Source organism: Amycolatopsis orientalis DSM 40040 = KCTC 9412 (assembly GCF_000478275.1).
Taxonomy (GTDB): domain Bacteria; phylum Actinomycetota; class Actinomycetes; order Mycobacteriales; family Pseudonocardiaceae; genus Amycolatopsis; species Amycolatopsis orientalis.
Map to the genome: position 1 here is coordinate 510,381 of NZ_ASJB01000015.1, position 15,768 is coordinate 526,148.

Consider the following 15,768-nt stretch of genomic DNA (forward strand, 5'->3'; position numbering starts at 1 on the left):
CGGTGACGACACAACCGGGACGCGGGCTGGTACTGGTCGTCGAGGACGACCCCGCGATCGCCGAACTCGCCTCGCTGTACCTGCGGCGGGACGGGTTCGGCGTCCAGGTCGAGGCGGACGGCGGGGCGGCGCTGGCCACGATCCGGCGGCTCCGCCCGGTCGCGATCGTGCTCGACATCGGACTGTCCGGAATGGACGGTATCGAGATCTGCCGGACGTTGCGCGCGGACGGCGACTGGACGCCGGTGCTGTTCGTCACCGCCCGCGACGACGAACTGGACCGCCTGCTGGGGCTGGAGATCGGCGCGGACGACTATCTGACGAAACCGTTCAGCCCGCGTGAGCTCTCCGCCAGGGTGCGGACGGTGCTGCGCCGCGCCGCCGGGGCCGCGCCGCCCGCCGAGACGTACGCGGCGGGAGCGGTCCGCGTCGACGTCACCCAGCGCCGCGTCTGGGCCGCCGACACCGAAATAGCGCTGACGTCCACCGAGTTCGACCTGCTCACGCATCTGGTGCGGCGGCCCGGTCAGGTGTTCAGCCGCGAGCAGCTGCTCAGTTCCGTCTGGGGCTACGCGGCGTCGGCGGGCACGCGGACCGTCGACGTCCATATCGCCCAGCTACGCGGGAAGCTGGGCGGTCACAGTCCGATCAGGACGGTCCGCGGCATCGGCTACGCGGCGGACGCCGGATGAGGCGGACCTCGCTCGCGCTGCGGATCACCGTGGTGTGCCTGGCGATCGCCGCGGTCGCGGTGGTGGTGGCCGGGCTGGTCGCGGCCCGGCTGATCCGCACCGCCGGGATCGACGTGCTCCGGCAATCGCTGTCGGCGCAGGCCGACGTGGTCGCGAGCCAGCTCGACGACACCGGCATCGGCAACCGGCTCGGCGTGGGCAAGGTCGCGGAAGTCGTGCGAGGCCAGGGGATCGACGTCGTCGTGCGCCGTCCGAACGGGACACTCGACGGCGGCGGGACGGTCGCCGCGAGCGCCGCAGCCAAGGCGGGACTCACGCGCCCTGGGTCGGACACGGTGGTCGTCGACGGACAGCAGTACCTCGTCGAGGTTCGCACGGTCGGCGCGAGAGGGGCCGCGTTCGCGCTCGTCCAGTCCACCAGGACCGGCGAGGCCCAAGGACGGCCGCTGGTGCGGAACATCGTGCTCGCCCTCGGCGCCGGGCTGGCCGTCGCCGCGATCGCGGGTCTCGTGCTGAGCCGGATGCTGTCGCGGCCACTGCGCCGGGCCGCGTCGGTGGCGAACGGGATGCGCTCCGGACGCCGTGACCTGCGCGTTCCGGTCGAAGGGCCGTCCGAGGTCGCGGACGTGGCGAAGTCGGTCAACGAACTGGCCGACGCGCTCCAGTACAGCGAGGCGCGGCAACGCGAGTTCCTGCTTTCGGTGTCGCACGAACTGCGGACCCCACTGACCGCCGTCACCGGATTCGCCGAGGCGATCGGCGACGGCGTGGCCGAGGGCGAGGACGCGCGCCGCGCGGGGCAGACCATCCATCGTGAGGCCGCGCGACTGGAACGCCTGGTCAGCGACCTGCTGGAGCTGGCGAGACTCGGCGCCGACGAGTTCCGGCTCGATCCCGCGCGGCTCGATCTCGCCGCGCTGGTCGAGGAATGCGCCGACGTCTGGCGGCTGCGCTGTACCCGGCAGGACGTCACGCTGCTGGTCGAGCGGCCGCCCGGCGAGGTCCCCGTCATCGCCGATCCGCGGCGGCTTCGCCAAGTCGTGGACGGGCTCGCCGAGAACGCCCTGCGCGTGACCCCGGCGGGTGCCCCGATCGTGTTCTCCCTGGTCGCCGCCGAGGGCCAGGCGCGGCTGGCGGTCCGCGACGGCGGGCCGGGCCTGGCGCCGGAGGACTACCCGGTCGCGTTCGACCGCGGTGTGCTGAACAAGCGGTACCGCGATTGCCGTCCGGTCGGTTCGGGGATCGGGCTCGCGCTGGCCCATGGCCTGGTCACGCGCATGGGCGGGACGCTGACCGCCGGTCCGGCGCCCGAGGGCGGAGCCGCGTTCACCGTCGCTTTCCGGCTAGGGTGAGCACGTGGAGATGTTGCACCTGCGGTATTTCGTGGCCGTCGCCGAGGAACTGAACTTCTCCCAGGCGGCCAGAAAGCTGCACATGGCCGCCTCCCCGCTGAGCCAGCGCATCAAGGACCTCGAACACGAACTCGGCCACAAACTGTTCGACCGCAGCACGCATCACGTCACGCTCACCGCGGCGGGCTCCGCGCTGCTGCCGATCGCCCGCGACGTCCTCGAACAGGTCAACGCGATTCCCTGGCGGCTGCAGGAAGCGGTGAAACCGCGGCGGAGCACCGTGTTCATCGGGATACCCGGTGGTGTGCACCCGGCCCTGCGTGAACGGGTCAAACAACTCGAAGAACGCTGTCACGACCGGTTCGAACTCAAACGCTGGCCCGGGACGACACCCGATCTCGTCGCCGCGGTCCACGAGGGAAAGCTCGCGTTGTCGCTGGTCCGGATGCCGGTGACCGATCCCGCGCTGGAGATGATCCCGGTGCAGGTGGAGCGGCTCGGCGCGGTCGTGCCCGCCGGCCGGTTCGCCGGACGGGACACGGTGAACATCGCCGAACTGAGTGACCTGTCCTACATTCCGTCCGCGTCGGAAAGCATTCCCGCCTATTCCGACGACATGGATCGCACATTGTCGAACGCCGGAATCAAGAAAAGGCTCAAAGTCGACGGCGCCGAATATTCGGGTATCTCAGAATTGGTGGCGAACGGATCGTCGTTCTCGATCACGATGCTCGATCCGGCCAGCCCGATGCATCTGTTCCTCGTCGACGGCGCCACCATCCTGCCGTTCGCGGATTTCCAGCCCCGGCTGGAGACCGCCCTGGTGTGGCGACGGGACCGCGCGGAGGAGGGCGACCTCGCCGACCTCGTGGACGGGGTCCGCGAGGTCTTCGCCGAACCGCTTTCGACATAACCCCTCAATCCGGACAAAAGAATGGTATGACCGCTCCGGTCATACCATTCCGCTTTTCTTGATCATTCCCTTTATCGCTATTCGCGCCTAACTTCGGTTGTAGAGCGAACAACGGCGAAGGGAAGCAAAATGACTCAGACCGCTACCGGACCGCTGGACGGCGTTCGCGTGATCGACCTTTCGACGGTGGTCATGGGCCCGTACGCCGCGCAGATCCTCGGCGACCTCGGCGCCGACGTGATCAAGATCGAGTCCCCGGCCGACACCGTGCGGGTCGGCAAGTTCCGGACGACGCCGGGCATGACGGCGCTCAACCTGAACGTGAACCGCAACAAGCGCAGTGTCGCCCTCAACCTGAAGGACGAGGAGCAGCGCGAGCAGGCGCTCAAGCTGATCGACACCGCCGACGTGCTGATCACGAACATGCGCCCGGGTGCGCTGAGCAGGCTCGGCATGAACTACGCCGACGTCGCCGCGCGGAACCCCCGCCTCGTCTACGCCCACGCGCAGGGCTTCCGCAGCGACTCCGACCGCGCGGGCAACGCCGCCTACGACGAGACCGTGCAGGCCGCTTCCGGCCTGGTCGACGTCGCGAACCGCGCGCTGGGCAAGCCGGTCTACCTGCCGACCATCATCGGCGACAAGGTCTCCTCCCTGACCATCGCCTACACCGTCCTCGCGGCGCTGGTGCACCGCGACAAGACCGGCGAGGGCCAGCGGATCGAGATCCCGATGACCGACACGCTGATCGCGTTCAACCTCGTCGAGCACCTGGCCGGGCACTCGTTCGAGCCCGCGGAGGGCTCGACCGGTTTCGGCCCGTCGATGAACCCCGGGCACAAGGCCGTGCACACCAAGGACGGCATGGCCTGCGTGATCCCCTACAACCCGCAGAACTTCCGCGACTTCTTCCACGCCGCCGGGCGGCCGGAACTGGCCGAGGACCCGCGAGTCAACGGTGACGCGATCGACGGCGCCGACCACGAGGCACTGGCCGAGCTGATCGCCGAATGCGCCCCGGCGCTGACCACCGAAGAGTGGACCGAGGTCTGCGCGAAGCACAGCATCCCGATGGCGCCGGTGCTGGAACTGGACACCGCGCAGGACGACGAATACGTCCGCGACGGCCACCTGCTCGACGTCGTCGAGCACCCGAGCGAGGGCTCGATCCGCACCATCGGCATCCCGGTGAAGTTCTCCCGGACCCCCGGCTCCGTCCGGCGCCTGGCTCCCCTGCCGGGTCAGGACACCGAAGCCGTCCTGCGCCCTGCGCGCCGTCGTCCCGGAGCCCTTGGAAATCGACGAGCCGCTGGTGCGGTTCGAGGTGATGAAGATGGGCGACGTCAGCGGATACGGGCCCTACACCGAGTCCGGCCAGGCGATCCCGGTGAGCTTCGAGGGCGAGCGTGGCGAGTACCTGCACGCGATGTACCTCGACAACTTCCCGGCCACCGCCTCCGGCCGCGAGATCAGCGCCTACCCGAAGACCATCGGTTCGCCGAAACTCTTCGCCGAGGACGGCGCGCTCGTCGGGACACTCGACTACGGCAGCCAGCGGGTCGCGACCGCGACCATGGGCTACCAGCACCACCGGCTGGACGTCCGCGAGGCCGAAGCACAGATCACCGTGCCGACGTTCATGCTCAAGATCATCCCGGACTACGACGGTTCGCCGCGGGTCTTCGAACTGGTCCGCACCGAGATCACCGACGTGGTGGTCAAGGACGCGTGGACGGGCCCCGCACGGCTGCAACTGTTCCAGCACGTCCTGGCGCCGCTCGCCGATCTCCCCGTGCTGGAGGTCGTTTCGGCGAGCCACATCCTCACCGACCTGACGCTCGCCCCGGTCAAGCCGGTCTTCGACTACTTGAAGGGAGTACAGTCATGACTTTCCGGACAGCCGCGGTGATCGGCGCGGGAACGATCGGCCTGTCGTGGACGGCGTTGTTCGCCGCGCACGACATGGAGGTCTGGGTCTCGGACCCGCGGCCGGATCTCGCCGACGCCGTCGCCGGCGCACTGGAGACGTTCGCCCCGCATCTCGGCCGGGACGCCGCGGACCTCGCCCCTCGCGTCCACCTCGCCACCGACGTGGCGGAAGCCGTCCGGCACGCGGATGTCGTGCAGGAAAACGGACCCGAGAACGTCGAGTTCAAACAGGACCTGTTCGCGACCCTGGTCCGCGAGGCGCCATCGCACGCGCTGCTGCTCAGCTCGTCGTCGGCGATCCCTTCGACGGCGTTCGCGGCGGACCTCGACGACGCGTCCCGCGTCCTGATCGGGCACCCGTTCAACCCGCCGCACCTGATCCCGCTGGTCGAGGTCGTCCCCGGTGAGCGCACCAGCACCGAGTCGGTGGACCGCGCCGTCGAGTTCTACCGGTTCGTCGGCCGCACCCCGGTGGTGGAGCGCAAGGAGATCCCCGGCTTCGTCGGCAACCGGCTGCAGAACGCGCTGAGCCGCGAAGCGATCTACCTGGTGGAACAGGGCGTCGTGTCACCGTCCGAATTGGACACCGTGATGACGAACTCGCTCGGCATCCGCTGGTCGACCGTCGGGCCGTTCCTCGGCTCGCATCTGGGCGGCGGCCCCGGCGGCTACCGGCACATGGCCGAGCACATCGGCAAGTCGATGAAGCAGATGTGGGCGGGCCTCGGCCAGCCCTCGCAGAACCAGGAAGAACAGGAACGGCTCATCGAAGCCGTGGAATCCGCTTACGGCTCCTCCACGTACTCGGAACTCGCCGAGGCGCGCGACCGCAAGCAGCTCGCGGTGCTGTCCGCTTTGGACAGTGCCACCAGGGAGGAGAACTGAGATGACCAGCACACTCGAAGAGCAGCTGACCGCCGACTTCTACGACTACGAAGCGCTGCTGCCGGACGAGGAGCGCAAGCTGCTGCTCAAGGCCCGCGACTTCATGCGCACCGAGGTCAAGCCGCTCGTGAACGAATACTGGGCCAAGGGCGAGTTCCCGCACGAACTCGTCGGCAAGTTCCGCGAACTCGGCCTCGCCGGGCTGCCGTACGAAGGCTACGGCGAGCACCTGCCCGCCACCAGTCACCTGCTCAGCGGCATGATGGCGATGGAGATGACCCGCACGGATCCCTCCGTGGCAACGTTCTTCGGTGTCCACAACGGACTCGCGATGTACAGCATCTACTCCGGCGGCGACCAGGAGCAGCGCGACCGCTGGCTCCCGTCGATGGCGGCGATGGACAAGATCGGCGCGTTCGCGATGACCGAGCCGCTCGGTGGTTCCGACGTCGCGGGCGGCATGCGCACCACGGCCAAGCGGGACGGCGACACCTGGATCCTGAACGGTGCCAAGAAGTGGATCGGCAACGCGACCTTCGCCGACCTGGTGATCGTGTGGGCCCGCGACGTGGATGACAACCACGTCAAGGGTTTCGTGGTCGAGAAGGACTCGCCCGGGTTCGTCCCGGTCAAGATCGAGAACAAGTTCGCCTTCCGGATCGTGGAGAACGCGGAGATCACGCTGACCGACGTCCGGGTGCCGGAGGCCAACCGGCTGCAGGGCATCAACTCCTTCCGCGACGTCGCGGAGATCCTGCGCGCGACCCGCGGCGGCGTGGCGTGGCAGGCGCTGGGCGTGATGATCGGCGCCTACGAGCTGGCGCTGGACTACGCCAAGAAGCGCGAGCAGTTCGGCCGTCCGATCGCGCGGTTCCAGCTGGTGCAGGACCTGCTGGTGAAGAGCCTCGGCAACATCACGGCGTCGTGGGGCATGCTGGTGCAGCTCGCGAGGCTGCAGGACGCCGGGATCTTCAAGGACGAGCACTCGTCGCTGGCCAAGGCGTTCGTGACCTCGCGGATGCGGGAGGTCGTCGCCTGGGGCCGCGAGATCTTCGGCGGCAACGGGATCGTGCTGGACAACGACATCATGCGGTTCTTCACCGATGCCGAGGCGATCTACTCGTTCGAGGGCACGCGGGAGATGAACACGCTGATCGTCGGGAAGGCCATCACCGGCCAAAGCGCCTTCGTGTGACCTGACGCCTTGCGCGTGAAGGCCGACTCCGCCGGTACTTATCTCAAGACCGGGGTGAAGGACGCTTTACCCGCATCGCATGCGGTGAAGGGCGCTTTCGTCGCATCACATGCGGGGAAAGCGCCCTTCAGCCCCCGCCCCCCGCCGCCGCCCGCGCTAGCGGTATTTCTTGCCGCAGGTCTCCCGGTCGCCGGAGGAGAAGCCGTCCCGGAAGGCGGCGACCCTGGCGAAGCCCGCCGGGAGCGTCCGGCCCCGGACGTCCGCCGCGATCAGGCTGTTCCGGGTCAGCATCTCGGCGATGGCCTCGTCGAGATCGCCCGGCGCCAACGTGAGCGATCCGCGCCGACCGTCCACAATGGTCGACGCCCAGAATCCGGTGAGACACGCCGTGCGCTGCGCGGCCACCGGGCCGTCGAGCCGGAACCCGCCCTCCTGCTGGACGGCGAGGGTGTAGCGCGACGCGACCTCGGCGAACGCGGCGAAGTCACCGATGCCGCCCTGTCGCCCTCGACGCGGCGGAGTGCCGATCCGCACCAAGCCCTCGAGGTCGAGGTTGATCTGGTTGGACTCCGAGCAGTACGACGCGAGCGCGTCCTCCGCCGTCACACCGCACGCGGCGCCGGTCGTGAGCGTCGGCGGAGTGGCCGCGAGCCGGAACGCCTGCCGGAGACTGGTGGCGAGGTCGGCCAGTGCCGCACGGTCGTCGAGGCGGACGTTCTCCGCCGCCGCCCGCTCGTTCGCCGCGGCCGAGCCGAAACCGCCCTGGGTGCTGCGGCCTTCGATCTCCCGCTCGTCGATCTTCGCGCAGCGCGCGGGCCCGTCGGTGAAGCCGAACTGGAACGCCGAGACCCGGTCGAACGCGTTGCCGTGCGCGCCGTCGTCGTCGAAGGCCACGCCGGCGGAGTCCCGGATCTGGAACAACGCGGTGAGCACCTCGTTGAGCCCGCGCCCGGTGGACACCTGGAACATCGGCGACTTCCCTTCGGCGACCCAGCGGAGATACGCCCCGGTGTAGCAGTCCGCCTGCTGTTCCTTGACGATCGACGGGGTGGCGCCCGGAAGGCCGAGCCGGAACTGGACGGCGTGGCCGATCTCGTGCGCGAGCACGGCCATGACCGCGGCCTGGCCGATGGAGTCGTTGAGCATCGGCAGCAGTTCACCGCGGTCCCACGCGACGACGTCGTCGGTGGCGCAGTAGAACGCGTTGACCAGCCCCGCCGTGGAGGCTCCGCAGAGCACGCGGCCGCGGCCGGCGGAATCGTACGAGGCGAGGGTGGTCAGCGGCCGGAACTCGCGGTTGAAGACCGCGGGCAGCTGCTCACGCCAGTACTGCTGGACGTCGGCGACGGCGTTGGCCGCGAGCCTGTCGATCTCGCCGCCGTCCTCGCCGTCGACCGGCAGGGCGGCGTCGAGGACCCCGGGTTTGAGCCCGCTGGGCCCGTCGGTGATCGCGAGCCCGGCGACCCGGGTGGGATCCACCGGTTGTGCCGCTCCCCGGACGGTCGTGGCGCACCCGGTGAGGCAGAGGGCCAGGCTCACCAGGATCGCCCAGCCGGATCGACGCGTCATCACATCATCGACACGGCCGGCGGGGCGCCGCGGTTCAGCGCGTTTAGTCCTCTGAATGCGACGTCAGTTCACGCAGCCGTCCGGCGGCGTGGAAGCGGACGAAGAACTCGGCGGGGCGGACACCGAGGAAGTGGCCGCCACCGGCTTGACCCCGATGCCGCTCGTCGGCTTCCCCACCGCCGCGACGCTCGTCGACGTCAGCGTCGCCTGCACGAACGCCTTCACCTCGGCCGGATCCACCTTCACCGCGTCGCCGTCGGAAGGCGTCGGCAGGGAAAGGCTCTGTACCGGGATCGTCTGGAACTTCAGCGCTCCCGCGCTCATCCCCCGCAGCTGTTGCGCGAAGCTCAGCACGTCCCAGCCGCGGTCGAGGACGACCGAGCCCTGGATCGCGCCGACCAGCGCGCTCAGCCGAGTGGGATCGGTGAACGTCCCGGCACCCAGGACGGTCTTGGCCATACTCGAAAGGAACGCTTGCTGCCGCGCGATGCGGTCGAGGTCGCTGGGCAACCCGTGCCGCTGCCGCACGAAGGCGAGCGCCTGCGGTCCGGAAAGCGTCTGCTTCCCGGCCGGGAACGAAGCGCCGGAGAACTTGTCCTGCACCGGTTCCTTGAGACAGACCTCGACACCGCCGACCGCTTCGCTCAGCGACGAGAACCCGGCGAGGTTGACGGCGGCGTAGTGGTTGATGGACAGCCCGGTGAACTGCTCGATCGTCTGGATGGTGAGCTTGGCGCCCGCCTCGTTGGCCTTGACCTCCAGCTGCGGACCGCTCAGCCCCTGCGCGCGCAGGGAGTTCATCGCGGCGTTCTTGCCGCGGCTGTACGCCGAATTGATCTTGTGCTTGCCGAATCCGCCCGCGATGTCCACATAGGAATCGCGCGGGATGGAGATGGCGGTCGCCGCGGCCCCGCCCGCCGGGATGTGGACCACGATCATGGTGTCGGTGGTGTCGCCGCCGTCGTCCCCGCTCCCGGCGTGCAACGCGTCGAGTACGTTCTGCGGCAACGGGTTCCCGTTGGAGTCGGTCCGCGAGTCGATGCCGACGAGCAGGATGTTCTGCGCCACCCGCAGCGGTTCGCCCGGCGGTCCGTCGGGCACCTGGGCCGACGGCGCGATCACGTCGGCCGTGACGATCGCGCCGTCCAGACGGCTCAACTGGGTCCACGCGTACCCCGTGACCCCCAGTACGACCGTCGACACCAGGCCCAGTGCGACGCGGCCGCCGATCCGCCGTCCTCGCGACGTGAGCAGCACGACCCTCTCCCCGCTTCCGTGAATGATCCCCCGTGCTCGAGGATCACCGCGTTAGCTGGGAAATACCTGAGAAATGTGTCATGAACGAGTCTTAAAGCCCGTTCGGACCAGCGAAAGTGATCAAGCGGACAGCCGATCGCGACACCGCGTGCCGGATCGACCGCGCTGCGCTAGAACTAGCGCGGCATCCGTCGCCAGATCGCCCGTGGCACCACGCGCATCACCGCGAACACCAGCCTCAGCAGTCCCGGCACCCACACCGTACCCCGGCGTTTGCGGAGCGCGGCGACCGTCGCGTCGGCGACCTGATCGGGAGTGCTCGAGAACGGCGCGGGGGCCATCCCTTCCGTCATCCGGCCGATCACGAAGCCGGGCCGGACGAGCAGGAGGTGCACCCCGGTGCCGTGCAGGGCGTCGGCGAGGCCGCTCGCGAAACCGTCGAGGCCGGCCTTGGCCGATCCGTAGACGTAGTTCGCCCGGCGGACCCGCACCCCGGCGACCGACGAGAACACCACGAGGCTTCCGCTTCCTTGCTCACGAAGCACAGTGGCCACTTGCGTCAGCACACTCACATGAGCCACGTAGTCGGTGTGCACGATCGCGACGGCGTGCGCGGCGTCCGCTTCGGCGCGCGCCTGGTCGCCGAGGATCCCGAAAGCGGTGACGACGACGTCGAGCGGCCCGTGCTCCGCGACGACCTTCTCCAGGAAGGGACCGTGCCCGGCGAGGTCGTCGGCGTCGAACTCGACCGCGTCGACCGTCTCCGCCCCCGCGGCCAGCAGCCGCGCGGACTCCGCCCCGAGGTCCGCGCTCCGCCGCGCGGCCAGCACGATCTTGCGCCCGCCGCCCTTGACGAGCCGTTCGGCGACCGCGAGGCCGATCTCGCTGCGTCCGCCCAGTACCAGCACCGTTCCGCTCACCCGCCGCAGTCTGCCAGGCGCGGCGCGGCCGTTCGCCAGTGGCACGATTCACAAACTGCAATTTTGCAGTTTCTGCATCTTTAGCCGTATCGTGGTACCCATGCCCGAACCCGTCAAAGGACTCCGCGAGCGCAAGCGGCTGGAAACCCACCGCGCGCTGGCGACCACCGCCGTCCGGCTCGTCGCCGAACGCGGTCTGGACCAGGTGACGGTCGAGGACATCAGCGCGGCGGCGGGGGTCTCGCCCCGCACCTTCTTCAACTACTTCGCGTCCAAAGAGGACGCTGTCGTCATCGCGCACGCCGACAGCGCCGAGCGGACGCGGCGCACCATCGAGAAGTTCCTTGCCACACCGAAGGAAGTCAGCACTCCCCGCGCCCTGATCGAAGCGATCATGGAGGACTTCTCCCACGTCGACGAGAACCGCGAAGAGTGGCTCGGCCGGATGAAGGCCATTCAGGAGAACGCCACCCTGCATTCCCGCGCGGTGGCCATGAACCACGACACCATCGCACCGATGGTCGAGGCGATCGCGCGCCGCACCGGCGTGGATCCCAAGGCCGATCTGTACCCGGCGCTGCTGCTGTCCGCGCTCGGCGGCGCGGTCAACGCCGTACTCATGCTCTGGTACCAGCACGACGGCCGGATCTCCGCCACCGATCTGCTGGACGACGCCGTCGAAATGCTTCTCGCCGGGCTGCCCGAGCCCGGCCGCCGCGCGCGCTGACCCGCCCGGCACCACAAGAACACGAAGGGGGACGACCATGTCCGCAGCCATGACCGAACCACGGGAACCGGATTCGCCACCGGGCTCGATGGACCGCAAGCAGGTCCTCGAAGCGATGTCGGGGCTGATGATGGGCATGTTCGTCGCCATCCTCGCCTCGACGGTGGTCGCGAACGCGTTGCCGCGCATCGTTTCCGAACTGGGCGGCTCGCAGTCCTCCTACACCTGGGTGGTCACCACCGAACTGCTCGCGATGACCGCGACGGTCCCGCTCTGGGGCAAGCTTTCCGATCTGTACAACAAGAAGCTGCTGATCCAGCTCTCGCTCGGGTTGTTCGTGGTCGGTTCGCTGGTCGCGGGGTTCGCGGGCAACATCGAGCTCCTGATCGGCAGCCGGGTCGCGCAGGGCATCGGCGCGGGCGGGCTCACCGCGCTCGCTCAGGTGATCATGGCCGCCATCGTCTCGCCGCGGGAACTCGGCAAGTACTCGGGGATCTTCGGCGCCGTGTTCGCCGTCGGGACCATCGCGGGCCCGCTGATCGGCGGCGTCATGGTGGACACCTCGTGGCTCGGCTGGCGCTGGTGCTTCTTCCTCGGCGTCCCGTTCGCGATCGCGGCGATCCTGCTGCTGCAGCGCACCCTGAACCTGCCGACGATCCGGCGTGAGGTGAAGGTCGACTACCTCGGCGCGTTCCTGATCATGGCCGGTGTCTCGACGCTGCTGGTCTGGTCCTCGCTGGCCGGGCACCAGTTCGCGTGGGGCTCGTGGTGGACGGTCGGCCTGGTGACCGCCGGCGTGGTCATCCTCGCCCTCGCCGTCTACGTCGAGTCGAAGGTGGCCGAGCCGATCCTGCCGCTGGGGCTGTTCCGCAACCACACGGTCACCCTGACCACCCTCGCGAGCTTCCTCGTCGGTGTCGCGATGTTCGGCGGGACGGTGTTCCTCTCGCAGTACTTCCAGTTGTCGCTCGGCAAGTCGCCGACGGTGGCCGGGCTGCTGAGCCTGCCGATGATCTTCGGTCTCCTCGTCTCTTCGACGGTCTCGGGCCAGCTGATCAGCCGGACCGGCAGGTGGAAGAGCCATCTGCTGCTCGGCTCGGTGCTGATGACCGCGGGTCTCGCCCTGCTGGGGACGCTCGACGCGCACACGAACCTCGTCGTGCTCAGCGCGTTCATGGTGGTACTCGGGGTCGGCGTCGGCATGCTGATGCAGAACCTCGTCCTGGTGTCACAGAACGACGTCGACGCGCACGACCTCGGGACGGCGACCTCCACGCTGTCGTTCTTCCGCAGTCTCGGCGGCTCGATCGGCGTCAGCGCGCTGGGCGCGGTGCTCGCGAACCGGGTCACCGCGCTGATCACGGACCAGCTCGGGCCCCTGCCCGGCGGCGGTGAAGGCGGCGCGGTGCCGAACATCGCCACGCTGCCCGAGCCGGTGGCGACCGTCGTCCGCGAGGCCTACGGCGAGGCGACCAGCGAGTTGTTCCTGATCAGCGCGCCGATCGCGCTGCTGGTCGTCGTCGCGGTCGCCTTCCTCAAGCACAAGCCGCTGAAGACCCAGTCGGGGAACGAGCGGCTGGCCGAGGAGACCGCGGCCGACGCCGTCGTCTGACGTCATCACGAGAGAGGGGCCCGGTTCACCGCACCGGGCCCCTCTCTTTTTTCGCGCACGAAACCCCATCGGGAAATTCGGTTGCGCTGTCGACTGGATTCAGGCCGCGCTGCGAACGCGAATCGGGCGACGCCGTTCGCTGCTCGTCAGCCCACCGAAAACACCATGGGCGAGCCCGTTGTCCAAGGCGAAGGCCAGACAGGCCGAAGTGACCGGGCACCGCGCGCAGACGGCCTTCGCCCTGGCCACCTGCCGTGCGCCAGGACCGGTTTCGGTGACCGGAAAGAACAGTTCGGGATCCTCACCGCGGCAAGCGGCCTCGGTGAGGGCACCCGCCATCCTCATTTCCATTTTCCTATCACCTCCTTTTCCTTCGATTTTCCCTTCCCCGTCAAACGACTTCCGTCCGAAACCGGGTATCCGCCCGGGTACGCGGCGCAAACATCACCTTGACCGAATCGTTACACTCAGCGGCCCGCTCAGTGCACCTGTCCTTCGAGGGCATTCGCGTCCGGCGGCTGAGAGCGGTGAGTGCGGGTGATGGGACACGACGAGTTCGACGAGTTCTTCCGCGCCGACTTTCCGCTGCTCACCGGCTTTTTGTGCAAGACGGGGTTCGCACTGGACCCGGCGCGGGACGCGGCGGCGGAAGCGATGCTCAACGCCTACGAGGACTGGCGGACCATCACCCATCCGAAGTCCTGGGTCCGCCGCGTCGGTTACCGGCGGGCGAAGGAGCAGACCGCCGTCCGGGCGGACTGGGCCTTCACCGACGCGGGCCGGGAGGACAAGCTCACCGTCCTCGCCGACGAGGCCTCGGCCGTCCTGACCATGCTCGGAAGGCTCCCGAAACGCCAGCAACTCGGCATGGCGTGGGCGCTGGACGGCTTCACCACGAGGGAGATCGCCGGCGTGCTCGGCATAGCGGACGAAGCCGTCAGCGCGACACTGCGCCACGCGCGCGGCCGCCTGGAGGAGCACGATCCCGAGTTCGTCACCCACCTGGACAACACCAACGTCGCCTTCGTCGACGCACTGCGGGTCGGCCTCGACGTCGAGGACACCCTGTCCCGGATCAAGAACCGCGCGATGATCCGGGAACTCGCCCTGGTGGAACCGGGCTCCCCGGCGGAGGCCGAGCCGGAGCAGGTGACGCCGTCACACTGGTACTCCCTCGACGGGCCGGTCGAGGCCGCGGGCCGAGGCGACCAGCGCGCGCTGGACCATCTGCTGACCACCGTCCGCCCGCTCGTGATCCGGTACTGCAGGGCGCGGATCGGCAGACAGGAACGGACGTACGCCTCCGCGGACGACGTCGCGCAGGAGGTCTGCGTGGCGATCCTGCGCGCGCTGCCCACCTACCGCGAACGAGGGCGGCCGTTCCTCGCGTTCGTCTACGGCATCGCCCAGCACAAGGTCGCCGACGCCCGCCGTGCCGCCGCCCGCAACCGCTCCGAACCCGTCGCCGAAGTCCCCGACGGCGTCTCGGATTCCGCCGGTCCGGAACAGCACGCCCTGCACAACGAACTGAGCGATCGGATGGGTGAGCTGCTGCGGATCCTGCCGGACAAGCAGCGGGAGATCGTCGTCCTGCGCATCGTCGTCGGGCTGTCCGCGGAGGAGACCGCCGGCGTGGTCGGTTCGACCGCGGGCGCTGTGCGCGTGGCCCAGCACCGCGCTCTGACACGACTCCGGAAGATCCTCACCGAGGACTCGTGAATGCCGCTTCTCGCATTTAGTCGACTAAGTGCGATGGCCTTTGCGACTTCTTCGGCCAGCACTGTAGTCTGAATATGCTATAGCACAGGTGTTCGAGTGCGGGTAGCGTTGAGGTCGTGGCCAGCGATAACAGACCCGAGACGACACGCGCCGAGTGGTGGCGTGCCGATACGGCGACGCTGCATGCCCGTAAGCAGGAATTGGAAGTGCTGAAGCGTCGGTTGGATGCGGAGCAGAATGCGATTCTGGCGGAAATCAATAACCGGGGTGTTCGTGGCTGTAGTGGTCATTCGACGTTGGCGGCGATGGTTTTTGAGGACTTCCTGGTGACGGACAAGGAAGCCGGTGCTCGTGCTGATCGGGTGCTGGCGTTGCATCCCAACGTGGTGGTGGGTGGTGAGGTCGTACCGCCGCTCGACCGCGGACGCCGCGGCGGAGGGCACGATCGGGGGCGGTCAGGTCGACGCGATCATCCGCACCCTCGCCCGCATCCCGTCCATGGTTCCTGAGGAGGAGGTGCGGGGTGGGGAGAAGATCCTGGTCGATCTGGCTCGCCGGGCGGGTCCCCGGCAGATCGCCCGGGCTGGGCGACGGCTCTTGGACGAGCTGGATCCGGGCGGGAAGGAGCCTCGGAACGAGGATCCGAAGGATGTGCGGCCGGAGTTGCGGTTCGTCAAACACCGCGACGGCACCCTCGGCCTCAAAGCCACCCTCGACCTGGAAACCTACGCACGCCTGAAATCCGACCTCGACCCCATGTCCAAACCCCACAAAGCCATCGACGGGGTCCGCGACTCCCGCACCCAGGACGAACGCTACGGCGACGCCTTCACCGACTATGTGCGTCTCAAGACGACGAGTCGGAATCTCCCCGGGCAAGCCGGGGAAGCCACTCACATCCTCGTCACCATGTCGTATGAGGATTTGATCAACGATCTTGGTGAGGCACACTTGGATCTGGTCGGGCCGATCAGCGCGACCGATGCCCGCATCCTCGC

General features: G+C 68.6%; 14 protein-coding genes and 2 pseudogenes. 12 read left to right on the forward strand and 4 right to left on the reverse strand.

The features are described 5' to 3' along the window. Positions 1–2: 2 nt before the first annotated feature. The 7 genes and pseudogenes from L324_RS04845 (at position 3) to L324_RS04885 (ending at position 6,966) form a co-directional block, all read left to right on the forward strand. Entirely contained in the window at positions 3–692 is a 690-nt protein-coding gene (locus tag L324_RS04845) for a response regulator (protein ID WP_037304388.1), read from the forward strand. Next, on the forward strand, positions 689–2,044 hold the full coding sequence (locus tag L324_RS04850) for a HAMP domain-containing sensor histidine kinase (protein WP_037304390.1): 1,356 nt from the start codon (positions 689–691) through the stop codon (positions 2,042–2,044). The genes L324_RS04845 and L324_RS04850 overlap by 4 nt, the downstream gene beginning before the upstream one ends. Before the next feature lie 4 nt (positions 2,045–2,048). Next, positions 2,049–2,957, forward strand: coding sequence for a LysR family transcriptional regulator (locus L324_RS04855; protein ID WP_037304392.1), 909 nt, complete (start codon positions 2,049–2,051; stop codon positions 2,955–2,957). A 129-nt stretch (positions 2,958–3,086) separates the two neighbouring features. Next, positions 3,087–4,223, forward strand: a pseudogene (locus tag L324_RS41310) (CaiB/BaiF CoA transferase family protein); the annotation flags it as partial. Beyond that, positions 4,222–4,845 (forward strand): annotated as a pseudogene (locus L324_RS04875) (acetoacetate decarboxylase); the annotation flags it as partial. The pseudogenes L324_RS41310 and L324_RS04875, both read left to right, overlap by 2 nt. Continuing rightward, positions 4,842–5,771: a 3-hydroxyacyl-CoA dehydrogenase NAD-binding domain-containing protein gene (locus L324_RS04880; protein ID WP_037304399.1), complete on the forward strand. Its 930-nt coding sequence runs from the start codon at positions 4,842–4,844 to the stop codon at positions 5,769–5,771. The pseudogene L324_RS04875 and the gene L324_RS04880, both read left to right, overlap by 4 nt. A gap of 1 nt (position 5,772) precedes the next feature. After that, on the forward strand, positions 5,773–6,966 hold the full coding sequence (locus tag L324_RS04885; protein WP_037304401.1) for an acyl-CoA dehydrogenase family protein: 1,194 nt from the start codon (positions 5,773–5,775) through the stop codon (positions 6,964–6,966). 156 nt (positions 6,967–7,122) lie between these two features. Here the strand turns inward: L324_RS04885 and L324_RS04890 are convergent, their stop codons facing one another. The 3 genes from L324_RS04890 to dprE2 form a co-directional block, all read right to left on the reverse strand. Next, on the reverse strand, positions 7,123–8,535 hold the full coding sequence (locus L324_RS04890) for a neutral zinc metallopeptidase (protein WP_037304402.1): 1,413 nt from the start codon (positions 8,533–8,535) through the stop codon (positions 7,123–7,125). Positions 8,536–8,598: 63 nt separating this feature from the next. Then, positions 8,599–9,792, reverse strand: a complete 1,194-nt coding sequence (locus L324_RS04895) for an LCP family protein (protein ID WP_037304403.1) — start codon at positions 9,790–9,792, stop codon at positions 8,599–8,601. A gap of 176 nt (positions 9,793–9,968) precedes the next feature. Continuing rightward, positions 9,969–10,712 (reverse strand): decaprenylphospho-beta-D-erythro-pentofuranosid-2-ulose 2-reductase, encoded by a 744-nt coding sequence (gene dprE2 / locus L324_RS04900; RefSeq protein WP_037304405.1) that lies wholly within the window; start codon positions 10,710–10,712, stop codon positions 9,969–9,971. 100 nt (positions 10,713–10,812) lie between these two features. Here dprE2 and L324_RS04905 point away from each other — a divergent pair, with 100 nt between their 5' ends. Both L324_RS04905 and L324_RS04910 read left to right on the forward strand, forming a co-directional pair. After that, positions 10,813–11,439 (forward strand): TetR/AcrR family transcriptional regulator, encoded by a 627-nt coding sequence (locus L324_RS04905; protein ID WP_037304407.1) that lies wholly within the window; start codon positions 10,813–10,815, stop codon positions 11,437–11,439. A gap of 88 nt (positions 11,440–11,527) precedes the next feature. Continuing rightward, positions 11,528–13,051: an MDR family MFS transporter gene (locus L324_RS04910; protein WP_152546694.1), complete on the forward strand. Its 1,524-nt coding sequence runs from the start codon at positions 11,528–11,530 to the stop codon at positions 13,049–13,051. 99 nt (positions 13,052–13,150) lie between these two features. Here L324_RS04910 and L324_RS04915 read toward each other — a convergent pair whose 3' ends face one another. Continuing rightward, positions 13,151–13,402 (reverse strand): WhiB family transcriptional regulator, encoded by a 252-nt coding sequence (locus L324_RS04915; protein WP_037304411.1) that lies wholly within the window; start codon positions 13,400–13,402, stop codon positions 13,151–13,153. Positions 13,403–13,591: 189 nt separating this feature from the next. Here L324_RS04915 and shbA point away from each other — a divergent pair, with 189 nt between their 5' ends. The 3 genes from shbA to L324_RS04925 all read left to right on the forward strand — a co-directional run. Further along, positions 13,592–14,770 (forward strand): RNA polymerase sigma factor ShbA, encoded by a 1,179-nt coding sequence (shbA, locus tag L324_RS43955; RefSeq protein WP_152546681.1) that lies wholly within the window; start codon positions 13,592–13,594, stop codon positions 14,768–14,770. Between the two features lie 116 nt (positions 14,771–14,886). Then, positions 14,887–15,279, forward strand: a complete 393-nt coding sequence (locus L324_RS43960; RefSeq protein WP_328286132.1) for a hypothetical protein — start codon at positions 14,887–14,889, stop codon at positions 15,277–15,279. Further along, positions 15,167–15,768: DUF222 domain-containing protein (locus tag L324_RS04925; RefSeq protein WP_328286131.1), on the forward strand; the 602-nt coding region annotated here is incomplete at its 3' end. The genes L324_RS43960 and L324_RS04925, both read left to right, overlap by 113 nt.